Source organism: Nonomuraea sp. SYSU D8015 (assembly GCF_008065375.1).
Lineage (GTDB): Bacteria > Actinomycetota > Actinomycetes > Streptosporangiales > Streptosporangiaceae > Nonomuraea.
On sequence record NZ_VJYI01000001.1, the window covers coordinates 576722 to 599284 of the forward strand.

Annotated in this window: 19 protein-coding genes; 10 read left to right on the forward strand and 9 right to left on the reverse strand. The window is 71.9% G+C overall.

Going from position 1 to position 22563, the window contains the following annotated elements; translation table 11 throughout:
- Nucleotides 1-2 precede the first annotated feature (2 nt).
- Together ID574_RS04535 and ID574_RS04540 are read left to right on the forward strand one after the other, a co-directional pair.
- Nucleotides 3-419: an archease gene (locus tag ID574_RS04535; RefSeq protein ID WP_223166366.1), complete on the forward strand. Its 417-nt coding sequence runs from the start codon at nt 3-5 to the stop codon at nt 417-419.
- A 158-nt stretch (nt 420-577) separates the two neighbouring features.
- Nucleotides 578-1990 carry a PhoX family protein gene (locus ID574_RS04540; protein ID WP_188187452.1) on the forward strand — a complete coding sequence of 471 codons (1413 nt, stop codon included), beginning with the start codon at nt 578-580 and terminating at the stop codon, nt 1988-1990.
- Between the two features lie 133 nt (nt 1991-2123).
- On the opposite strand, the gene ID574_RS04545 is transcribed toward ID574_RS04540, so the two are convergent.
- Complete coding sequence (locus ID574_RS04545) at nt 2124-2513, reverse strand: NUDIX hydrolase (protein WP_188188292.1); 390 nt, start codon at nt 2511-2513, stop codon at nt 2124-2126.
- 127 nt (nt 2514-2640) lie between these two features.
- On the opposite strand from ID574_RS04545, the gene ID574_RS04550 reads away from it, so the two are divergent.
- The gene (locus tag ID574_RS04550; protein WP_188187453.1) at nt 2641-2940 is read left to right on the forward strand and encodes a hypothetical protein; all 300 of its coding nucleotides are present in this window, start codon (nt 2641-2643) and stop codon (nt 2938-2940) included.
- 160 nt (nt 2941-3100) lie between these two features.
- Here ID574_RS04550 and ID574_RS04555 read toward each other — a convergent pair whose 3' ends face one another.
- Nucleotides 3101-3346: a type II toxin-antitoxin system RelE family toxin gene (locus tag ID574_RS04555; RefSeq protein ID WP_188187454.1), complete on the reverse strand. Its 246-nt coding sequence runs from the start codon at nt 3344-3346 to the stop codon at nt 3101-3103.
- A 412-nt stretch (nt 3347-3758) separates the two neighbouring features.
- On the reverse strand, nt 3759-5204 hold the full coding sequence (locus ID574_RS04560; RefSeq protein ID WP_188187455.1) for an LCP family protein: 1446 nt from the start codon (nt 5202-5204) through the stop codon (nt 3759-3761).
- 141 nt (nt 5205-5345) lie between these two features.
- On the opposite strand from ID574_RS04560, the gene ID574_RS04565 reads away from it, so the two are divergent.
- Together ID574_RS04565 and ID574_RS04570 are read left to right on the forward strand one after the other, a co-directional pair.
- Nucleotides 5346-6206: an enoyl-CoA hydratase-related protein gene (locus ID574_RS04565; RefSeq protein WP_188187456.1), complete on the forward strand. Its 861-nt coding sequence runs from the start codon at nt 5346-5348 to the stop codon at nt 6204-6206.
- Between the two features lies 1 nt (nt 6207).
- On the forward strand, nt 6208-7134 hold the full coding sequence (locus tag ID574_RS04570) for an alpha/beta hydrolase (RefSeq protein WP_223166367.1): 927 nt from the start codon (nt 6208-6210) through the stop codon (nt 7132-7134).
- A gap of 22 nt (nt 7135-7156) precedes the next feature.
- On the opposite strand, the gene ID574_RS04575 is transcribed toward ID574_RS04570, so the two are convergent.
- A complete protein-coding gene (locus ID574_RS04575) occupies nt 7157-8650 on the reverse strand; it encodes a prolyl oligopeptidase family serine peptidase (protein ID WP_188187457.1) in 1494 nt (497 codons plus the stop codon).
- 107 nt (nt 8651-8757) lie between these two features.
- Here ID574_RS04575 and ID574_RS04580 point away from each other — a divergent pair, with 107 nt between their 5' ends.
- Genes ID574_RS04580 through ID574_RS04590 form a run of 3 tightly spaced genes read left to right on the forward strand, consistent with a single transcriptional unit; the run spans nt 8758 to nt 14952 of the window.
- Complete coding sequence (locus tag ID574_RS04580) at nt 8758-9870, forward strand: exonuclease SbcCD subunit D (RefSeq protein WP_188187458.1); 1113 nt, start codon at nt 8758-8760, stop codon at nt 9868-9870.
- Nucleotides 9871-14049, forward strand: coding sequence for an AAA family ATPase (locus ID574_RS04585; RefSeq protein WP_188187459.1), 4179 nt, complete (start codon nt 9871-9873; stop codon nt 14047-14049).
- A gap of 18 nt (nt 14050-14067) precedes the next feature.
- The gene (locus ID574_RS04590; protein WP_188187460.1) at nt 14068-14952 is read left to right on the forward strand and encodes an NAD-dependent epimerase/dehydratase family protein; all 885 of its coding nucleotides are present in this window, start codon (nt 14068-14070) and stop codon (nt 14950-14952) included.
- Here ID574_RS04590 and ID574_RS04595 read toward each other — a convergent pair.
- From ID574_RS04595 to ID574_RS04605, 3 genes are all read right to left on the reverse strand, one after another.
- On the reverse strand, nt 14939-15739 hold the full coding sequence (locus ID574_RS04595) for a class I SAM-dependent methyltransferase (protein WP_188187461.1): 801 nt from the start codon (nt 15737-15739) through the stop codon (nt 14939-14941). The two genes, ID574_RS04590 and ID574_RS04595, sit on opposite strands and share 14 nt — an antisense overlap.
- A gap of 105 nt (nt 15740-15844) precedes the next feature.
- A complete protein-coding gene (locus ID574_RS04600; RefSeq protein WP_188187462.1) occupies nt 15845-16471 on the reverse strand; it encodes a dihydrofolate reductase family protein in 627 nt (208 codons plus the stop codon).
- 41 nt (nt 16472-16512) lie between these two features.
- Complete coding sequence (locus tag ID574_RS04605; protein WP_188187463.1) at nt 16513-17148, reverse strand: HAD family hydrolase; 636 nt, start codon at nt 17146-17148, stop codon at nt 16513-16515.
- A gap of 130 nt (nt 17149-17278) precedes the next feature.
- On the opposite strand from ID574_RS04605, the gene ID574_RS04610 reads away from it, so the two are divergent.
- On the forward strand, nt 17279-18565 hold the full coding sequence (locus tag ID574_RS04610) for an MFS transporter (protein ID WP_188187464.1): 1287 nt from the start codon (nt 17279-17281) through the stop codon (nt 18563-18565).
- Nucleotides 18566-18771: 206 nt separating this feature from the next.
- On the opposite strand, the gene ID574_RS04615 is transcribed toward ID574_RS04610, so the two are convergent.
- Nucleotides 18772-19995 (reverse strand): LeuA family protein, encoded by a 1224-nt coding sequence (locus ID574_RS04615; protein WP_188187465.1) that lies wholly within the window; start codon nt 19993-19995, stop codon nt 18772-18774.
- 53 nt (nt 19996-20048) lie between these two features.
- On the opposite strand from ID574_RS04615, the gene ID574_RS04620 reads away from it, so the two are divergent.
- Nucleotides 20049-21338, forward strand: coding sequence for a citrate synthase (locus tag ID574_RS04620; protein ID WP_223166368.1), 1290 nt, complete (start codon nt 20049-20051; stop codon nt 21336-21338).
- A 132-nt stretch (nt 21339-21470) separates the two neighbouring features.
- Here ID574_RS04620 and ID574_RS04625 read toward each other — a convergent pair whose 3' ends face one another.
- Nucleotides 21471-22475, reverse strand: a complete 1005-nt coding sequence (locus ID574_RS04625; RefSeq protein ID WP_188187466.1) for a pyridoxamine 5'-phosphate oxidase family protein — start codon at nt 22473-22475, stop codon at nt 21471-21473.
- Nucleotides 22476-22563 lie beyond the last annotated feature (88 nt).

A 22563-nucleotide genomic window follows, 5' to 3' on the forward strand; every position in this document is an offset into this window, starting at 1 on the left:
ACGTGGGCAGTGGGCACAGCGCGAAGCCGCACCCCGCGGGCGTCGCCGTGGAGGCGTGGGCGGACACCCGCGAGGAGTGCCTGGCCGAGGCGGTGCGGGCGCTGGTGGAGACCTTCGCCCAGGTGGGCGACGCCGTCCCGGACGACAGTGTCGTGCTCGTCTCGGCGGAGGAGAGCGACGCGGAGCTGCTCGCCGCGGTGCTGGACGAGGTGGTCCGGCAGGTGACGGCGCGCCACCGGGTGGTGGTGGACGTGTCCGTCGACGAGCGGACCAAGGCGACCGAGGGGCAGGTCGAGGTCCGGCTCGCGACCGTACCGGTGGAGGCGGTGACCGGGGCGGTCGCCGTGCGTGAGGTGCGTTTCGGCAGGGCCGGAGGCGTGTGGCGGGCTCACGTGGAGGTCGAGAGTTTGTCCGACTAATCGGGAAAGGCGCGCTCCGTGGCGGAATGACTGCGTTTCGTGGGCTGGTAAGGCGGCGGACACTTTTGCTTCGCCGTACCGACATCGTCAGGGCCGAAGGTGGCTCGCGCGGGGCGTCCAAATCAGCGGCGCCCCTCGGTATGAGCAGGGAGCTTGACATGACCGACCTCGACCGGCGGGGATTCCTTCGCACCGGCCTGGCCGCCGCCACCCTCGGGATGGCCGCCGGCGGGCCGCTGGCCGCGCTGTCCGCGCGCACCGCGGACGCCTCGACGATGGTGAAGCGGGCTTTCAGCCCCGACTACGGGCCGCTGTACCCGGTCAAGGACCACACCACGGGTCTGGAGCTGCTCAAGCTGCCCCGCGGGTTCGAGTACCTGACGTACGGCTGGACCGGCGATCCGATGGACGACGATGGGCGCACCCCCGGTTCGCACGACGGCATGGCCGCGTTCAAGCCCAGCGACAAGCTCAAGGACCGGACCGAGGCCGGCGGGAGCGGCGGCGCGGGCAAGGGCCACTGGACCGTGCTGGTGCGCAACCACGAGGTCGGCGGTAACAACGGCGCGTTCGTCACCCCGGCCTACAACCCGTCCGCCGGCGGCGGGACCACATCGCTGATCTTCGACACGCGCCAGGGCAAGTTCCTGGAGAGCTGGGCCAGCCTCGGCGGCACCGTCCGCAACTGCGCCGGCGGTCCGACCCCGTGGGGGACCTGGCTGTCGTGCGAGGAGACCACGGAGATCAGGGGCTCCTACCGGCACGGGTACATCTTCGAGGTGCCGCACGACGGGATCGCCGACGCGAAGCCGTACAAGGAGATGGGCCGCTTCTCGCACGAGGCCGTGGCGGTGGACCCGGAGACCGGCTACGTGTACGAGACCGAGGACGCCACGCCGAGCGGCTTCTACCGCTTCCGCCCGAAGGTCGAGGGCGACCTGGGGCAGGGCGGCGTGCTGGAGATGATGACGATCGGCTCCTCCCCCTACACCACCTACAAGGACGGCACCGGCGTCGCCTACCCCGAGATCGGCTGGGTCGCCATCGACAACCCCGACCCGGGCGCGGGGGAGACGAGCGTCGTGCAGCAGGGCATCGCCAAGGGCGGCGCCTCGTTCGCCCGTCTCGAAGGCGCCTGGTACCACGACGGCAAGGTCTACATCGTCAGCACCAGCGGCGGCCCCACCGGGCAGGGACAGGTGTTCGAGTACGACCTCGCGGGCAACACCATGCGGGTGCTGTTCGCCTCGCCGAACGCGTCCGTGCTGAACAACCCCGACAACATCTGCGTCAGCCCGCGCGGTGGCATCGTGCTGTGCGAGGACGGGTCCGGCGTGGAATACCTGCACGGGCTCACCACCGACGGGGAGATCTTCCCGTTCGCGGAGAACGCGGTCGTCATCCCGGCCGGCGGGGTGAAGGGCAAGAGCGTGGCGCCGGGCACCTACACCGGCTCGGAGTGGTGCGGGTCGGTGTTCGACTCGCGGGACGGCGGCTGGCTGTTCGCCAACATCCAGTCGCCCGGCATCACCTTCGCCATCACCGGGCCCTGGCAGAACGGCTCCCTGTAGATCACTGGGCGGAGGGGCGACCGGGGTGCGGGCTCGGGCGCGGGGCCGGGACCCGGCGCCCCCACCACCCGGTGTCCCCACCCCCGGTGTCCCCCCCGGCGCCCCTGGCCTCCTCGGGGGCGCAGGGGTTTCCCTACCGAAGGGCTCCTGCCCGGACGAGCAAGGGGAGCACCCGGCTGCGAACCGCTGGGGCGAGCCGAGGCGCGTAGTCGTCGCGCCCGTCGGTCCACCCCAGCGCGGCGGGCTCGGCGGCAGGCCTCGGACGTCCCTCCAGCCCGGCCGTGAAAACCGTCATGCGCATCGGCAGACCTTCGAGCGCGGCCATGTCCTCGACCTGGCCGAGCAGGCTCATGTCGCGCGGCGCGACGCCGAGTTCCTCTTCCAACTCCCGAACCAGTGCCTCTGCCGGGCTCTCGTCCGCCTCGGGCTTTCCTCCGGGCAGGTAGAACACCTCCGGCGCGGCCTTGTTGCTCACGACGAGCAGGCGTCCCCGATCGACCACGGCCGCCGCCACCACATGCATCACACCGTCACCCGGAACCCCGGATGTCAAGGGATGAGCCCCGGGAATCGTGAGCCGGCGCCGCGAACCTATCGTGGAAGGAGGGAGCATCCGTCGAGCCGAAGGGACAGCTCCCGGGGAGGCCGCGATGAGGGAGCAATTCGTCTGGGTGACGACGCGCCGCATCAAGCCGGGCACGCTGGAGGAGCTCGAAAGGGTATGGCGTCCAGATCATCCGTACCCGGAGGAACTGCGCCAGGCCTACGCGTACTGGTCCGAGGACGGGCAAGAGATCACCGGGGTGTCGTTCTGGGATACGAAGGAGGCTTGCGACTCCTGGCGGCACTCCGAGGCCGAGGCCCGTCGCCGTGAGGCCATGGCGCCTTATGTCGTCGAGGAGCGAGAGGGCTTCTACCGGGGGCGCGAGCTCGCAGTCCCGGTACGGTAGTCCTTTCACGTCAGCGTGGCCGACGCGGGCGCCTCGTGACTCCCCGCATCAGCCATGCGGCACCCGCGTGAATGGTGAGCGCCAGGAGTCGATCAGATGAACGGCGCGATGCTACCGGCGAGCGACCCGGCGCCTCTTACCGGCTGAGGCGAGCGGCCGGCTAGGTGTTGGGCCTGAGAAGCCAGATCCACACCTCGTCGTCGTGCATGCCGCAGATAAGCGTGTATTCGCTGGTCACGATCTGGTAGCCGCCGGGAACGTCCAAGTCGGGGATGGCGTCCTCGGGCGGGATGGGGCCAGTCGCCAGGGCGACCAGGCGGTCGCGTACGCGTGCTTGAAGGTGGGAGGGCAGCCCTTTCATCGCCTCGTACGATTCGGGTCCCCAGCGCAGTTGGCGAACGGTCACTCGGTGATTCCGAACTCGGCCGCGACGGGCACGCCGGTCGCGTCGGCCCACCAGCCCTACTTGCCTCTTTGGTTCATCTCCAGGAAGTGCCGGCCATCCACAGGCCACGGTGCGGGGCCTCTGACGCGCTGGCCCACTCTTGCAATACGGCAGGCGCATGTACCTGTAGCCCGAGTTGCCCTCTTTCTGCATTCCCAGCAGTAGGCGATGGTGCTGGCCTTGGTGATGCCGAAGTCGACGAGCGGTGCTGAATGGGGTCTTACCCCGACAGGTAACGATGATCTGGTACCTCGACCAGCAGGGTGGGGCATACGACAGCCCACCGCCTCGCCAGGCAACAAGTGGGCCGGATAGCGCCGAAGGCGCGTGGGGTTGCCTGTCGCGGAGGACCATGCAGTCGGCTCTGGGAAGCTCAGAGGGCGCCGCCGCAGCCTTCCGTGAGGCCCTTGGCCGGGTTCTGGTCCTGTTGCTTGGCGGTCTTCTTCGGGGTCTTCCTCACCGAGGGGGTCGAGGAGGTCGTGGGGGAGGCCGAGGAGGTCGCGGCGACCGGCGGTTTCGCGGTGGTCGAGTCGCGGATGGCCTTGGCGGCGATGGTGCGGATCTTGGCCCAGTCCGGGTAGCCGGTGTTGATCAAGGGTGGCACGAACTGGACGCTCGTCACCTTCGCGTCCTTGACCTTCAGCGCGAGCGGCACCAGGTGCGTGAGCCACTGCCGCGGGATGTCGGTCCTGATCAGCTCCTTGGTCGCCAGCGCGATCCGGTTGAACCTGGTCAGCACCGTCGCCGGGTCCGCCTGGTCGAGCAGCGCCCCCAGCACGCACCGCTGGCGGCGCATCCGGGTGTAGTCGTCGCTGTTGGTGCGCGAGCGCGCGTACCACATGGCGTCTGCGCCCTTCAGCTTGCGCGTGCCGGCCTTGACCAGGCCCTCGTTGTACTTGCCGAACACCACGTCCGTCTCGACGGTGAGCGTGATGCCGCCGATCGCGTCGATGAGGCGGGCGAAGCCCCACATGTTGACCAGGGCGTACCAGTCGACCTTGACGCCGAGCGTGTAGCCGATCGTGTCCATGAGGACCTTGGGGCCCTGGTTGCGCTTGCCGCCGAAGATCTCGGGGTGCGCGTCGGCGTACTCCCAGACGCTGTTGAGCAGGTCGCTGCGCCCGCCGGCGGGGTCGGGCGGCAGCCGGAAGCCGTCGGGGAAGCGCTGGGCCATGGGGGTGCCGGGACGGAAGCGGACGTTCTCCAGGTTGCGCGGCAGGCTGAACAGCACGGTGTTGCCGGTCTTCACGTCGACGCTGGCCAGGTTCATGCTGTCGGTGCGCACGCCGACCCGATGGTCGTCGGCGTCGCCGCCGAGCAGCAGGATGTTCACCCGGTCGCGCCCGGCCCACGGGTCCTCGGGCTTCGGCTGGGCGGCGGGGGACTCGCCGTCGGCCGGGTCCTCCTGGAAGATGCCGCCGATAGCCTGGTTCGAGGTCCACGCGACCTGCCCCAGCACCCCGAACGGCACCATCACGAGGACGGCGAGCAGCCCCGCGAGTGTGCCCGTGACGATCTGCCCGGTCTGCGGCAGCCGTCCCGGACGCAGGACCACGAACGAGTGCACGATCAGCGCGAACCACGCCACCCCGAGCACGGCGACGACGACGATGACCGCGTTCAGCTGGGAGGCCTGGGTGAAGGAGCCCGCCAGGTCGTCGAAGTCGTTCGCGAGCCCCAGCGCGAGCAGCGTCAGGAGCCCCACGGCGTAGCAGGCGATCAGGGTCAGGCCGGTCTTGCGCCATCCGGCGCGCAGGTGAGCCGCCCCCGGCGCCAGTGCCGACAGCACCAGCCAGCCGAGGACGCCGCTCGCACTCACTGGCTCCTTCGCCTGCTGCACGCCATCCCCGTTTCCCCGCAAGTGTCACCCTAGGCCTCAATCGAGGCGGCAGCCTATGCACTGAATACGAAATATGTCTTTATCGGATGGTGAACATCAGTAACCGAATAATATTCGGGCATGGCCTTCTCTGAGATCGACTACGACGTGGACGACCGCGTCGCCACCATCACATTGAACCGTCCGGAGCGGCTCAACGCCTTCACCTTTGCCATGCGCAGAGAGTTGATCGACGCGTTCGATTTGGCAGACGCCGACGACGACGTGCGGGCCGTGGTGGTCACCGGCGCCGGCCGGGCCTTCTGCGCCGGGGCCGATCTCGGCGGGGGCGGCGGCACGTTCGCCCACCGGGAGCAGGCCGAGCTCGTGGACGGGGTCCCGCGGGACGGCGGTGGCACGGTGGCGCTCAGGATCGCCAGGTCGCTGAAGCCGGTCATCGGCGCGATCAACGGCGCCGCGGTGGGCGTCGGGGTCACGATGACGCTGCCGATGGACGTCAGGCTCGCCGCGGAGACCGCGCGGTTCGGGTTCGTCTTCGCCCGGCGCGGCATCGTCACCGAGGCCGCCTCGAGCTGGTTCCTGCCCAGGATCGTCGGCATCGCCCAGGCCATGGAGTGGGCGGCGACCGGCCGGGTCTTCCCCGCCGCGGAGGCGCTGGAAGGGCGGCTGGTCTCGCGCGTGTACCCGGACGGGGAGCTGCTGCCCGCGGCGTACGCGCTGGCCAGGGAGATCGCCGACAACACCTCGGCCGTCTCCGTGGCCGCCGTCCGCCGCCTGATGTGGTCAGGACTGTCGGCGGCCTCGCCGTGGGAGGCGCACGCGGCCGACTCCCGGCTCATGGCCGAGCTGGGCGGCGCGCCGGACACGGTGGAGGGGGTCACGGCGTTCCTGGAGAAGCGGCCGGCCGACTTCCCGATGAAGGTGAGCAAGGACTTGCCGTCAGGTATCCCGTCGTGGCCCGACAATCCCTATCGTGTCTAGCATGTACGAGATCACCGTTCTGGAGCTGCCGGACGACTTCGAGGGCAAGGTCGTGGCGACACTGGTCTCGCGGACGACCGGGTCCCGAAGGGCGGTGCTCTACCTGCACGGGTTCACCGACTACTTCTTCCAGGACCACCTGGCCGACCACTACGTCCAGCGCGGCATCGACTTCTACGCACTCGACCTGCGCAAGTACGGCCGCTCGCTTCTGCCGCACCAGACCAGGGGCCTGATCAGGAGCGTCACCGACTACTTCCCCGAGATCGACGAGGCCGTCCGCATCATCAGACGCGACCACGACGAGCTGACGATCAACGCGCATTCGACCGGCGGCCTGATCGCCCCGCTGTGGGCCGACCGCGTCCGCGGCCGCGGCCTGGTGCACGGCCTCGTGCTCAACAGCCCGTTCTTCGACCTGAACGTGCCCGCGCCGCTGCGCCTGGCCGCCGACCTGCTCAAGACGCCGCTGTCGTACACGCGCCGGGCGCTGCCGCTCGGCATCAGCACCGCGTACGGCCAGAGCCTGCACCGCGAGCACGGCGGCGAGTGGGACTACGACCTGGAGCTCAAGCCGCTGGGCGGCTTCTCGGTGCACGCCATGTGGCTGGCCGCGATCCGCCGGGCGCAGCGCCGCCTGCATCGGGGCCTCGCGGTGGACGTGCCGGTCCTGGTGCTGGCCTCCTCGAATGGCCTGCGGGTACGCGACTTCGTCCCCGAAGCCCGCTCGGCCGACATCGTGCTGGACCCGCGGCAGATCGCCCGCTGGGCCACCGCGGTCGGGCCGCACGTCACGTGCGTCCGCATCCGGGACGGCCTGCACGACCTGGTGCTGTCGGCGGAGCCGGTGCGCAAGCAGGTGTTCGCCGAGCTCGACCGCTGGATGAACGCGTATCTTGGTCCGCGTCTGGCGGATCGAGACACGTAGCGGACGAAGTCCGCACGCATGTCTACCAGGGGAACGAGAACAACCCGTAGTACGCGGCCGCCACCATCAGCAGGCCGGTGCCGCCCAGCACGCCCGCGACCGCGACGTGCTGCCAGCGGCTCGGTTGCATGCCCTCACGCAGCGCCGACACGAACGCCGCCACCGCCGTGACCTCCTGGATCAGCATGAGCACGGCGAGCGCCCGCACGACCAGCCATCCGGCCAGCACGGCGGGCCAGGCGCCCGCCTGGTTGATCGAGAACAGCACCAGCAGCGTGATGAACGCCACCACCGACGCCAGCAGGCCCAGGCTGGTCCACGCGATCCTGACCAGCCGGCGCCTGATCGGCTTCCACAGCCGGGCGTTGGCCTCGACCGCGATGTGGCCGCGGCCGCGCAGGCGTACGACGATGGCGGCCACCGGGCCGGCCACGTAGCCGACGGCGGCCAGGCAGATCGTCAGGCCCAGCATCGTGCCGCCCGCGTACCAGGGGGCCTCGGGGACGTCGGCGGCCTCGAACCGCTGCACGGGGGTGGCGCCCGCCATGTGCACCGACGGCTTCGCGGTGGCCGGCAGGCCGGTGATCCAGTTGGCGAGGGTCTCCAGGTAGCCCTTGGTGAACGGGCCGCCGTGGACGCGCATGGCGTGGTCGCCGTCGGCCATGAAGCGGATCGTGTAGGCGTCGTTGCCCGCCTTGTCCATCGCCGTGATGAGCGCCTTGGTGGACTCCACGAAGGGGATCGAGGGGTCCGTCGTGCCGTAGAACGCCAGGACCGGCTGCTTCATCTGGCTTAAAGCGGGCATCGCGTCGTAGCGCAGGAAGTCGAAGCCGACCCCGCCCATCGCCCGCGTCAGCAGGTCGCGCGCGCCGATCGGGGCGTGCAGCCGCAGCAGCTGCTCGTTCAGCGCCCAGGCCACCTGCCGGAGCGGGGAGACGTTCGGCGACGACACCAGCACCACGAACCCCACCGCCGTGCTCTTGGCCGCCGCGATCGGCACCACCCAGCCGCCCTCGCTGACGCCCCAGATGCCGACGCGCGCCGGGTCGACCTCCGGCAGGGTGCGCAGGTATTCGACCATGCGCAGCGCGTCGTCGGCGAGCAGGGAGAAGTCGCGCTCGCGGAAGTTGTAGCCGACCGTGCGCTTGTCGAACGCGATCGTCACCACGCCCGCCTTGGCCAGGAACTCGGCCTGCGGCGTGAACTCGGTGCGCGAGCCGTTGCCCGACCCCGAGACGAACACCATCGCCGGATGCCGGCCGGGCTTCGTCGGCACCCGGAGCGTGCCGTACAGCCGCTGGCCCTCCGCCGCGACGGAGATCTCCCGCCTGTGGATGGGGTCGACCGCCACCACCGGCTTCAGCTCGCTCGCGGGCTGGGCCGGGATCGTCTGGAAGGATGGATCGACCTTGAGCGGTGGCGGGTCGAACGCGGGCGGCAGCACATAGCCGACCGTCGCAAGAGCCACCAGCACCAGGCCGGCGGCGACGCTCAAGGTGCCACGGCCAGTGCGCATCGGCCTCCCCATGTGCGTAGAATTCCCCGCTGATCTTCCAGCCTACTCCCGGCTCTTGTGACGGCAGGGACCGCATTTGTCGGTGGGAAATGTTAGCTTCCTGCGACATGCGGATCCTGCACACCTCCGACTGGCATCTGGGGCGCACCTTCCACCGCGAGAGCCTGCTCTCGGGTCAGGCGGCGTTCGTCGATCACCTGGTGGAGACCGTGCGGGCCGAGCGGGTCGACGTGGTGGCGATCGCCGGCGACGTCTACGACCGCGCGTTGCCGCCGGTCGACGCGGTCGCCCTGCTCGACGAGGCGCTCGCCCGGCTGAGCTCGGCGGGGGCGCGGGTGGTGCTGATCAGCGGCAACCACGACTCGGCGCTGCGGCTGCGGTTCGGGTCCGCGCTGTTCGAGTCGGCCGGAGTGCACGTGCGTGCCTCGCCCGATCTGTCCTGGGAGCCGGTGCTGGTGGACGACGTGGCCTTCTACGGCATCCCCTACCTGGAGCCGGAGCTGGTGCGCGCCCAGTGGGAGCTGCCCAAGGGCGCGAGTCACACGGCCGCCATCACGTACGCGATGGACCGCGTCCGGGCCGACGCCGCCCGCCACCGCGCCTCGGTGGTGCTGGCCCACTGCTTCGTGACCGGGGGGCAGGCCAGCGACAGCGAGCGCGACATCAGCGTGGGCGGGGTGGCGCACGTGCCGCTGAGGGCGTTCGACGGGGTCGACTACGTCGCGCTCGGGCACCTGCACGGGCGGCAGCGGATGTCCGAGACCGTGCGTTACTCCGGATCGCCGCTCGCCTACTCCTTCTCCGAGGCCGGCCACGTCAAGGGCTCGTGGCTGGTCACGCTGGGGTCTTCGGTCGAGTTCGTCCCGGCTCCCGTGCCGCGGCCCGTCGGGCGGTTGCGCGGCGAGCTGGAAGACCTGCTGACACATCCGAGCTACGCCTCCTTCGAGGACCACTGGCTCCAGGTCACCCTCACCGACGCCGTCCGCCCCAAATCCGCCATGGACCGGCTGCGCGCCCGCTTCCCCCACACCCTCGCCCTCTCCTTCGACCCGGTCGGCGCCGTCCCCGCCGCTCAGCCCGCCCGGCTCAGTGGGCGGCCCGAGGCCGAGGTGGCGCTCGACTTCGTTCGCGAAGTACGCGGCGAGCCTGCCGCACCTGAGGAGGAAGACCTGCTAAGACAGGCCATCGAGGCGTCGAGGGCGAAGGAGACGATGGCGTAGATGCGGCCGCACAGGCTCACGCTGACGGCGTTCGGGTCCTTCCCCGGCACCGAGACGGTCGACTTCGACGCCCTGGCCGAGGCGGGCCTCTTCCTCGTCCACGGGCCGACCGGGGCGGGCAAGACCACGATCCTCGACGCGCTGTGCTTCGCCCTCTACGGCCAGGTCCCCGGGCAGCGCAACAGCGCCCGCAGCCTGCGCTGCGACCACGCTCCGCCCTCGGCCGGCCCGTCGGTGACGCTGGAGGTGTCGATCCGCGGCCGCTTATTCCGCATCCAGCGCTCTCCCTCCTGGCAGCGTCCCAAGCTGCGCGGCACCGGCGTCACCGAGGAGAAGTCCAAGGTCGTCGTCTCGGAGCGGCAGGGGTCGTCCTGGCACGGCCTGACCACCCGGCTGGACGAGGCCGGGGATCTCGTGGGCGGGCTCCTCGGCATGAACGCCGACCAGTTCTGGCAGGTGGCGATGCTGCCCCAGGGCGACTTCGCCAAGTTCCTGCGTGCCGACGGTGAGGAGCGGGCCAAGCTGCTGGAGCGGCTCTTCACGGTCAAGGTGTACGCGGCGGCGGAGTCGTGGCTGGCCGAGCAGCGCAAGCTCGCGTGGCGGGAGGCGCAGGAGCTCCGGCAGCAGGTGGACTTCGCCATCCAGCGGGTGGAGGAGGCGGCGGGCGACGACCTCCGCGCGGCTCTCACGCGGGTGGAGGGGCACTCGCCTGTGCCTGTCGCGTCCGAGGTGGCGGTCGGGCGCGCGGGCGACCGGCCCGGCGACGACGCGCCACCCACTCCTGACGTCGATCCCCTGGGCTGGGCCGGGGCTCTCCGCGACGCCGCGCGGGCCGTCGTGACGCGGACGGTGGAGGAGCACGAGGCGGCCGGCCGGGCGTCGCGGGCGGCACGCCTGCGCTTCGAGCAGGCCGCCGCCCTCGCCGACCGGCAACGCCGCTACGCCGAGGCGCTCACCGCCCGCCGCACCCTCGACGAACGGGCCGACGAGCGGGCCGACCTCCAGGCGATCCTGGACGACGCCGCCCGAGCCGACCGGGTGATCCCCCTCATCACGGCCGCCAGGCAACGCGAGGAGGCCGCCGCCAAGGCCCGCACCCTGGCCGCCGACGCCCTCGCCCGCGCCCGCCCCCTCCTCACCACCACACCCTCCGAAACGGGAGGAGACCCAACCCGCGTCGGCGGGGCGGAGGACGCGGTCGCCCGTGCGCGAGGGGACGTCGGCGGGTCACAAGGTGCGGCCGTCCCTGCGCAGGGCGCCGTCGGCCCAGTGGCGGACGCCGCCGCAAAGGCGAGCGGCGATGCCGCCCATACGAGAGGTGATGCCGCCGGGCGGGGAGGCGATGACGCTCAGGCGGGAGGTGAGGCCGCCGGGGCGCGAGGCGGTGGCCTTCACACGAGAAGCCAGGCCGCTCGTGCGGTGGCCGGTGTCGCAGGTTGGGGATCGGACGACGCTCGGATGGACGGCGGTAGGACGGGACAGGCGGCTCTCGCGCGGCCCACGGTGGCCGAGCTGGCGGCGTTGGAGCGGCAGCGGCAGGCGGAGATCGCGCGGCTGTCGGAGCTGATCACCGAAGAGGCCAGACTGTCCGTGGTCCGGCGCGACCTGCTGCGCGTGGAGGAGGAGCTCGCGGCACTGGTCACCGTAGAGGAGGACGTCAGCGCCCGGCTCGCCCTCCTCCCCGGCCTCATCCAGCAGGCCGACGAAAGGCTCGCCCAGGCGCGGACGGACGCCGCCAGGATCCCGGCCGTCGAGGCGGTACGCGACGCGGCCGCAGACCTGATCGAGATCGACAGGGAGCTGGCCAGGCTGACGGTGGAGCTGGACACGCTGACCCAGCGGGAGGCCGAGGTGTCGGCGGCCGACGCCGAGATCCCCGAGCGGCTCGCCGACGCGAGCGCGGCCCTGGCGGACGTACGCGCGCAGGCGGCGGCCATCCCCGCGGCGTCGGCGGACCTCGACGCCGCCAGGGCCGCCCTGGAGGCCACCCACCGCCGCGAGGCCCTGGCCGCAGAGCTGGAAGCGGCCGCCGCCGCGCACCAGGTGCTCGTCGACCAGGCCCAGACGCTCCGGGAACGCTGGCTCGACCTGCGCCAGGCCCGCATGGACGGGATGGCGGCCGAGCTGGCCCGCGACCTGACCGACGGCCGCCCGTGCGCGGTCTGCGGCTCCGAGCACCACCCCCATCCGGCCTCCCCGGCGCCCAGCGCGCCCTCCGCGGAGGACGAGCAGGAGGCCGAGAGCGCGCACGAAGCCGCCCTGGCCGAACGGGAGGCGGCCGAACGGGCCCTCGCCTCGCTCGAGTCCCGGCATGCGGCCGCGGTGGAGGCCACCGGCGGACTGGACGCCGACAGCGCCGAGGCGCAGGTCCGGCAGGAAGAGGAGGAGCTGGCCCGCCTTGAGGCGGTGGCCGGCCGCGAGCCCGCCCTGGCCGCCGCCCTCGACCGGGTCGAAGCCGAACGCGAACGGATCAGGGACCTGGCCAGGGAGATCGCCGAGGCTCTGGCCGCCCACCGCGCCCACCGCGCCCGCCTGGAAACCGAGCGCACCCGCCTCCACAGCCGCCTCACCCAGGCGATCCAGCCCGCCGAGCCCGCCGCTCGTCCCGAGACGGCCGTGGCGAGCCGGGACGCCGGTCCGCAGGCCGCTCCCGCCGCTCAGGCCGCTCAGGCCGCGCCCATGGGGACGGGCGCCGACCCTGAGGCCACCCTCGCCTCTCGGGTCGTGCCCATGGGAACGGGTCCGGTTCCCGATGGCGCGCTCGGGGAGGCGGTCGGGAGGACTACGGATGCCGGCCTGGAGGATGCGCAGGCCGTCAGCGAGGCGGCTCCCCGTGCGGGTGGTGGCGTTGACGGGGTCGTCGGTCGTGCGGGTGGCGGCGTTGACGGGGCGGCCGGTCGGGCGGGCGACCAGGTCGACGGTGCGGCTGTGCTGGGCGCCGCTGAGCGGGAGCTGCGCAGGCTGCGGGAGTCGGCCGCCCGGGAGCCGCGGCTGGCGCAGGAGGTCGCGGCCTTCCACCGGGAGCGGCAGGAGCTGGAGGAGCAGGGCCGGAGGGTGACGGCGCGGCTGGCGGCCTGCCGTACCCGGCACGAGGAGTTGAGCGGAGACGCCGCGAGGCTCACCGCGCGGCTCGACGCGGCGCGCGGCGGCGACGCGACGCTGACCGCCCGGCTGTCCAGGCTCGGCGACGAGGCAGAGCTGCTGCGCGAGGCGCTGGAGGCCACCCGGGCGGCGGTGGCGGCCGCCGACGAGCTCGACAGGGCCAGACGGCAGGCCGCGGAGGCGGCGGAAGAGGCGGGGTTCGCCGACGTGGAGGACGCGGAGGCCGCGTACCGGAGCCCGGCGGAGCGGGAGGGCAAGACGGAGGCGCTGCGGCGGCTGGACGACGAGCACGCCGCCGTCACCAGCACGCTGGCCGACCCCGAGCTGGCCGCGGCCGCGGCGGAGCCCGCCCCGGACATGGCCGCGATCGGGGCCGAGCGGGAGGCGGCCGAGCAGGCGCACACCAGGCTGGCGAGCCTCCGCGACCGGGCGGCGGCGCGGGCGCGGCGGCTGGAGGAGCTGCACGCCGAGCTGTCGGCCTGCGTCGAGCGGTGGCGCCCGGCGGCCGCCCGGCACCGGCTAGCCGAGCGGATGGCCGCCCTGGCCGGCGGCACGTCCGGCGACAACCAGTGGAACATGAGCCTGACGTCGTACGTGCTGGGCGAGCGGCTGCGCCAGGTGGTGGACGCCGCCAACGAGCGCCTCGACCACATGTCGGCCGGCCGCTACCTGCTGCGCCACGACCTGCGCAAGACGGCCGGCTCGCGGGGCAGGTCGGGCGGCGGGCTGGGGCTGCGCGTGGCCGACGGCTGGACCGGCGTCGACCGCGACCCGGCGACGCTGTCGGGCGGTGAGAGCTTCATCACCTCCCTGGCCCTGGCGCTGGGCCTGGCGGACGTGGTGACGGCCGAGGCGGGCGGCGCGGAGATCGGTACGTTGTTCGTGGACGAGGGCTTCGGCACCCTGGACGAGGACACCTTGGACGGCGTGCTCGACATCCTGGACGGGCTGCGTGACGGGGGCCGCGCCGTGGGCATCGTCAGCCACGTCGCCGAGCTGCGGTCGCGCATCACCGCCCAGCTCAAGGTAACCAAGACGCGCACAGGGTCTACGCTCACCGCCATAGGCGTCGGATGAGACAGCAAGGAGAAGGTCATGCGCGTCGTCGTCACCGGAGCCCACGGCAAGGTCGGGCGGGCGGCCGTCAAGGCGTTGATGGAGGCCGGTCATGAGGTGACCGCCGTCGACGTCACACGCCCGGTCTGGGAGCGGGACGAGCCGGGCGCCCCCCGCTATCAGCAGGCCGACCTGACCGACGCCGGTCAGGCGTTCGCCGTGGTGCGAGGGGCCGAGGCGGTGGTGCACGCCGCCGCCATCCCGGACCCGACCCACAACCCGCCGCAGGTGGTGTTCCAGAACAACGTGATGTCGACGTTCAACATGATCGAGGCGGCAGTGCGGTTCGGCGTGTCCCGGTTCGTGAACATCTCCAGCGAGACCGTGCCCGGGTTCTTCTTCCCCGAGCGGTCGTTCCTGCCCGACTACGCACCCGTGGACGAGGACCACCCGATCCGGCCGCAGGACCCGTACGCGCTGGCCAAGCACTTCGGCGAGCAGCTCATGGACGCCGCGGTGCGCCGCTCGGACATCAGGTGCATCTCGCTGCGGCCGAGCTGGGTCCAGCACGAGGGCAACTACGAGCGCAACCTCGGCCCCGTGGTGCGCGATCCGTCCCTGGCCGGGGCGGGTCTGTGGAGCTACATCGACGTGTACGACCTGGCGGACGCCATCGTCCTGGCCACCGAGTCCGGCCTGCCCGGCCACGAGGTGTTCTACATCGCCTCCCCGGACAACGTCGGCGGGCGCGACTTCGCCGAGGTCCTGCGGCGCCATTTCGGCGACCGGATCGAGCTGCGGCCGCTAGCCCGCCCGGACGCCTCGGGCATCTCCTGCGCGAAGGCCCACCGCATGCTGGGCTGGAACCCGAAGCGGTCGTGGCGCGACTATCTCGGCGAGGACGGGCGCGCTAAGCAGGCGTAGCGACCACCAGGCGGCACAGGTCCACGCTCACCGGGACGGGCGCGGACCTGGCCGCGACGGCCGGGACGTCGGCAACGCGCACGTGCTCGACGGCCCGCAGACCGTGCTTCTCCAGCAGCGCGGTGATCTCCTCGGGGGTGTGGAAGGTCAGCCAGGGCTCGCCGTGTTCGGCGGCCGCCGGCAGCGCGTATCCGGCCATGGTCTCGGCCTGCGCGTCCCGCGCCCCGGCGGGAAGGGCATATTCCATGACGAGCTCCGATCCGGGCGCGAATGCGCCGAACGCGGAAAGCGTCGCGGACACGGCGTCGGCAGTGAGATACATGCTCACGCCGAGCCAGCTGACGAAGGCCGGGCGTGAGGTGTCGAATCCTTCTTCAGCGAGCCGGACGGTCAGATTTTCTTTTTCGAAATCCACGCCGACGAACGTCAGGAAATCGGGTGGTGTTATTCCGGCGTCGAGCAGCAGGCGGCGTTTCCATTGCTGGGTGGCCGGGTGGTCGACCTCGAAGACGCGTGGCCAGGAGGCGCGGTAGGCGAAGGTGTCCAGGCCCGCTCCCAGGCTGACGTACTGCTCCAGCCCCGAGGCGCGCAGCCGGTCCTCGGTGTAGCGACTGCGGGCGGTGACCTGTGCGCGGGTGCCGGACAGGATGAGGTGCCCGCCGTGGAGGCGGTGGTATCCGATCAGCTCGCCGGCCCGGACGCCCAGGAGAGGCGCGGCCAGATGGTCGTCGAGAATGTGCGGGGGTTCGTCGACCACGAGGTGCGCCGCGCGGGCGGCCGCGGCCATCAATGCCGTTTGGCTCGGTTTCTCGCTGTTCGCGCGGCGATATTAGCCACGCCGATTATCGGGTGGCAAACACCATAACACGGAGAAGTCAATTACTTATAACGCTCACGTTTTTCTGTAATAACGCAGCCATGCCAGTCCGTCGGGAAGGCTCTGGGCGCCGACGAGGGTGAGGGGCGCGAAGGCGGGTGCGGCGCCGTGCCAGAAGCGGGTGGCCCGCTCGCCGGCCACGCATGGGTGGACGAGGAGGCTGAGCTCGTCCAGGAGCCCGGCCGTCATCAGCGCGCCGATGAGCGTGCCGCCGCTGTCGACGCGCACCACCCTGACCCCGTCCTCCTGGCCCAGCCTCTGGAGGGCGGCGGCGAGGTCGACGTGGTCGGCGCCCGTGACGATCTCGCGTACCCGCCGATCCGGCGGGCGCGGGGGAGTGGCCGCGCAGTGCAGGGCCACGACGTCGGACCAGTGGCCGGCCTCGCGCAGCGCCTCCCACCGGCTGACGCGGCCGCGGCCGTCGACGACGGCCAGCAGCGGCCCGCCCTCGTCCGGGCCCGGCCCCTCGGCCTGCGCCAGGGCCTGCTCCTGGGCGAGGACAGTGTCGGCGCCCGCCAGCGTGAGGTCTTCCTTCCAGGTCTCGGCCAGTTGGTAGAACCTCGCGACATCGGGCTCGAACCCGGTGGTCGCCCCGTCGACGGACACGCCCACGTGCGCCACCACATACGGACGTTGCGCCATGTCCTCACGGTACGTCGCCGCCGTCGCAGGCGAGGGGCGGATCAGTCGAGGGAACGGATCAGGTCGGGGAGCGTCGACAGGTCGTGGAGGAGGGCGGTAGCGCCCAGACCGGTCAGGCGGGCGGCCGGGGTGAGGCCGCCGGCGTACGCGAGACAGCGCATGCCCGCGCTCACGGCCGCCATCACCCCGAACGGGCTGTCCTCCACGACCACGCAGCGCTCCGGCGCCGCGCCCATCGTGGCCGCCGCGTGCAGGAACAGGTCGGGCGCCGGCTTGCCCCTGGCCACGTCCTCGGCACTGAACACCCGCCCCGCGAACCGGTCCGCCAGCCCCGTGAGCTCGAGGCTGTGCCGGATGAAGGCGTGCCGGCCGTTCGAGGCCACGCAGAACGGGAGCGTGAGCCCGTCGAGCGCCGCCTCGATCCCCTCGACGGTGCGCAGCTCGGCCTTGACGGCGGCGGTGTACTCGGCGATGAGCTGCTCGCGCCAGCCCGGCGGCGTCTCGCCGACGTGCTCGTCCCAGTACTCGGTCGAGCAGCCCACGAACCGTTCGGCGTACTCCGCCTCGTCGATGGACCAGCCCAGGCGCCGCAGCGCCGCCACGCCCACGCGTACGGAGATGGGCTCGCTGTCCACGAGCACCCCGTCGCAGTCGAAGATGACCAGATCGACAGCCAAACCCCGTTCCTTTCCGCGAGTCACCCGATCTGCAACCTAGCGGGACGGCGGGCGAGATGTGACATTGCGCAGGTGATACCGTCGGCGTACCGCTTCACAAGACGCTAGTCCGCATGGTGAGACACGGAGCATGACGACATCCCCCCAGGCCGCGGCGCCGAGCCGGAGCAGGATCGCCGCCGCCAGCCTCATCGGCACCGCGATCGAGTTCTACGACTTCTACATCTACGGCACCGCCGCCGCGCTGGTGCTCAACACCGCGTTCTTCCCCGACATGGACCCGGTGGCGGGCAGCCTCGCCGCGTTCTCCACGTTCGCCGTGGCGTTCGTGTCGCGGCCCCTCGGGTCGGCCGTGTTCGGGCACTGGGGCGACCGGATCGGCCGCAAGTCCATGCTCGTCGTGTCGCTGCTGGTCATGGGGCTGTCGACGGTGGCCATCGGGCTGCTCCCCGGGTACGCCGCCATCGGCGTCGTCGCGCCCGTGCTTCTGGTGCTGCTGCGGTTCACGCAGGGCATCGGGCTCGGCGGCGAGTGGGGCGGCGCGGCGCTGCTGGCCACCGAGCACGCGCCGCCCGGCAAGCGCGGGCTCTACGCGATGTTCCCGCAGCTCGGGCCGTCTGTCGGGTTCATCGCGGCCAACGGGCTCTTCCTCATCCTGGGGGAGGCGCTCAGCGACGAGCAGTTCGACGGCTGGGGCTGGCGGCTGCCCTTCCTGGCCAGTCTGCTGCTCGTGGTGGTCGGACTGTACGTGCGGCTGAAGATCTCCGAGACGCCGGTCTTCCAGGCGGCCATGGACCAGCGGCGCATCGCCAAGGTGCCGTTCGCCGGGCTCATGCGGGACCAGTGGCGGCGGGTGCTCCTCGGGGCCGGCGCGATGACGGTCGCGTACACGCTGTTCTACACCGCCACCACCTATTGCCTGGCGTACGGGACCAACACCCTGAAGATTCCGCGGACCACCATGCTCGCGCTGACCATGATCGGGGTCGTGTTCATGGCCGCGGGCACCGTCGTCTCCGCCATGGTCTCCGACCGCCTGGGGCGCCGCCGCACCCTGATCACCGGCACGGCGGCGGCCATCGGGTGGGGGCTGGTGATGTTCCCGCTGATGGAGACGGCGTCGGTGGTCCTGGTCGGGCTGGCGCTGGCGGGCGCGCTCGGGCTGATGGGGCTGATCTTCGGGCCGATGGGGGCGTACCTGCCCGAGCTGTTCAGGACCGAATACCGCTACAGCGGCGCCTCGGTCGCCTACAGCCTGGGCGGTGTGCTCGGCGGCGCGGTCCCGCCGCTCGTGGCCACCAGCATGCAGGCCGGCGGGCTCGGCGTGATGGCGGTTGGCGGGTACGTGTCGGCGATGGCGCTACTGAGCCTGCTGTGCCTGCTGGCGCTGCCGGAAACCGGCGACGAGGGCCTGTAATCGGGAAACTCACCCACCGCGGCGGCTTCGTGGCGTTAAGGTGATGCCACCGCGGTGAATGTCCAACCGTGGCGCCCACGGCCGCGCCGATGCCCATGGCAGGCGCGGCCGTTCTCATGTCACGCACCGGCCGGCGCAGGGCCGGGCCTCCTCCGACGACCTGGAGCAGTGACCCTCATCGAGCACGGCGACGGCTGAGCCGGACGTCAGGCGGGCTCGTAGCCCGGGAAGAGCAGCGACAGCTCGCGCGGATGGGCCGCGATGAGGCGGAGCTCGTCGTCCGTGAGGGGCCGGCCCGTCATCGCGTTGCAGAGCTGCACCAGCCGGAACGCCAGGTCCTCGTCCGCGACCTCCTCGATCCCGAGCCCGTTCATGACGTGCCGGAACCCGGCCTTGCCGCCGTACTCGCCGGTCAGCACCACCCGGCCGTCGCGGGCGTGCCAGTCCTCGGGGAACGGCCCCAGCGTCGCCTCGTCGTACAGCTCGTAGTTGCCGTGATCCTTCAGCGCGCCGTCGGCGTGGATGCCGGACTCGTGCGCGAACGCGTTCCGCCCCACCCCCACCTGGCTGTACGGCAGCGGCTGTCCGAACGCGTAACTCGCCCACAGCCCGAACCTGCGCGCCCATGACAGGTCCAGCGCGTCGCCGATCTCCGCGTTCAGCCCGAAGCCGTGCCGGAAGGCCAGGATCGTGGAGAGCAGGTCGGCGTTGCCGGAGCGCTCGCCGATGCCGTTCACGCACGTGTTGATCCACGCGTCCTGCCCGGCGTCGAGGTCGCCGAGCGCGCCCGACACCGAGTTGGCCACGGCCATGCCCAGGTCGTTGTGGCAGTGCGTCTCGATCGGCATCCCGGTGGCCGAGGCCAGCTTCGAGAAGCGCTCGCGGATCCGGTCGGGCGTGTCGCCGCCGATCGTGTCGCAGTAGCGCACCCGGTCGGCCCCCGCCTGCTTGGCCGCCAGCGCGAACTCCAGCAGGAACCCGTCGTCCGTACGCGAGCCGTCCTCGGCGTTCACGCCCACGGTCAGCGCGCCCGCGTCCTTGGCCACGCGGACCGCGGCCGTCATCTCCCTGATGATCGCGTCCCTGTCCAGCCGGCCCCGGAACTTGTTCTGGATCATGTAGTCGGATGTCGAGATGGACAGGTTGTAGTGCTTCAGCCCGAGCGGCGCCGCCTTCTCCACGTCCCGCGGCACGCCCCGGCACCAGCCGGACAGCCGCAGCTCCCCGAACGCGCCCGCCTCGGCCAGCGCGAGCTGTGCCTTCACGTACGGGACCTCGTGGAAGAGGAACGGGAAACCGATCTCGGACTGCGCCACCCCGAGCCGCGCCAAGTAGAAGTTGACCATGGTCTTGCCGAACTTCGACAGGCCGGTGCGCGCGGTCTGCACGCCGTCCCGGTTGGTCACGTCGAGGAAATGGATTTTGGGCATGCCCTCACGTTGACATGCTTGCTCAACATGGATCAATATTGATTTTCGTCAATATGGGGAGGGTTGCCGGGGTGGAGTGGATCGACGCGGCCACGGCGGCCGAGCGTCTCGGGGTCAAGCCGGCCACGCTGTACGCGTACGTGAGCAGAGGGGTGCTGGCCCGGCGGCACAGCGACGACGGGCGGCGCAGCCTGTTCCCGGCGGAGGAGATCGAGCGGCTGGCCCGGCGTGGACGGCCGCGGAACCAGCCGCCGGAGCTGGTGATCGAGTCCGGCGTCACCGCACTCGGCGCCGACCGGCCCTACTACCGGGGGGTCGACGCGCTGGAGCTGGCCAGGACGAGCGACTTCGAAGCGGTCGCCGAGTGGCTGTGGACCGCCGACCCGGGCGCGCCGCGGAATGCCGACCCGGGCGCGCCGCGGAATGGTGACCTGGGCGCGCCGCGGAATGGCGATCCGGGCGCGCTGCGGAATCCGGGGCCGTGGCGGTGTGAGGCGGAGGCGCTGCGGGTCGCCGTCGACGCGCAGCGGGGGCTGCCGGACGACCTCATGCCCCTCGACCGCCTCCAGGTGATCACCACGGTGCTCGGCGCGTCCGACTCCCTGCGCTACCAGCTCGATCCCGACTCCGTCGCCGCCACCGGCCGCCGCATGATAGCGGGCCTGGTGGACGCCCTGCCGAAGCTCGGAGAGCCGCGGGGCGAGTCGATCACCGAGCGCCTGTGGTCCCGTCTGTGCCCGCACCCCGCCCCGCCGGGGCTGCTGGCCGCGCTGAGGGCCGCGCTGGTGCTGCTCGCCGACCACGAGCTGGCCGCCTCCACCCTGGCGGCCAGGGTCGCCGCCTCCGCCAAGGCCGACCCGTACGCCGTGGTCCTGACGGGCCTGGGCGTGCTGGGCGGCCCGCTGCACGGCGGCGCGTCGTACGGCGCGGAACGCCTGCTCGCCGAGGTCACCGAGCCGGGGCAGGCTCCACGGGCGATCGCGGAACGCGTGCGGCGGGGTGAGCGCATTCCCGGCTTCGGCCACAGCATCTACAAGAACGGCGACGGTCGCGGCGGCCTGCTGCTCGACCTCCTCGAGGAGGCCGCGCCGGGGCACGAGCGGATCGCCGCGGGAAAGGCCGTGCTGGGGGAGATGCGCCGGCGCCGCCTCCCGGAACGCAACATCGACTTCGCCCTCGCCATCCTCGCCGCCGTGGGCGGCATGGTGCGCGGCGCGGGGGAGGCGATCTTCGCTGTCGCCAGGACGGCGGGCTGGCTGGCGCACGCCATGGAGGAGTACGAGCGCGGCACGCTGCTGCGCCTGCGCGCGTCCTACACCGGCCCGCCGGTACGCGGCACCTGACTGGTCGGCCCGCCAGTGCGCGGCACCTGACTGGTCGGGCCCGCCAGTACGCGGCGACTGACAGCCGGGCCCGTCGGCCGCCCGGCAGGCGTCCTGCCGGCAGGGCGTGAGGAGCGGATGACGGCAGTGTCCTCATCGGCGGGGCACGGGAACCGGCTGACCACGCCGCGCCGCCTCGCCGGCCAGCCGGGGTGCGAGTGCCCGTCCGCTGCCGATCATCATGCGCATCTGCTGCAGTCGGCCGCTGGGCAGGCTGAAGTCGGCCAGCGCGCGTTCGACCCGCACGTGAACGCCACCGGCCACCGGCGTGGCCTCGCCGACGAGCACGACATTCTCCTGATTGGTGAAAACCTCCGGATGCGCGTGGAAGGTGAGGCAGCCGCGGCCGCGCGCCGCGGCGCCCAAGGGGCCCGTCTCGACGATGAAACCGTCGTCCACCCGGCGGACGCCGGTACAGCGCAGCGGCAGAGGCCACCCGCCGGTGTCGACCGTGGTGAGCACCGGATTGCCGAGGCGGGCGGCGCGGTCGGCGTGCGGGCGCCATTCCGAGGGGTTCGTGGCCCACGAGCCGTGGCCGGGACCGGTGGGAGCCGGGTCGGACGACGGCGCCGTCACGGCCGTCGCCTCCCAGCGCCGCGGCTCGGCGTCGAGTCGCCCGCCCGGCCACCACAACATCCGCAGGGGCGTGACCTCGATCCAGATCCGGGCCCAGTACCAGACCTGGCGGCGCAGGAGGAACCACGGCTGCTTCGCGAACACCTGCGGGAACTTGGCCAGACTCCGGCGGACGTACAGGTCGGTGTTCGCCTGGAGATCGGCGTCGCGCACGGTCGCCAGCCCCTGCACGAGGACCACCGGCGCGTCCGGGATGCCGGAGCCCGTGGGGTCGGAGAACAGCAGCGAGACCCTGGGATCGCGCCGCGCGCGCTCCGCCTTGACGGGATAGGTCAGTCCCGTGGACACGTCGAGCGTGCGCCGGCCCGCGTCGTAGTAGGGGGTGAGCGGCCAGGTGATGGGGGCGCCGCTGCGCGTGAGTGAGGCGTACTCGGTGGTGATCGAGCGCTCGAACACGGGCAGGAGTTCCTGGGGCCAGTCCGCGTGATGGACGGGCGAAGAGGGCGCGGTGGACGGGCGCATTTTCTCCTCCTTCGGTAGAGATGGGAGAAGCGTGCCTGGTATGTCCTTGGCGCGGCTTAGGGCTGAATTAATTCGGACATGTAGTGGG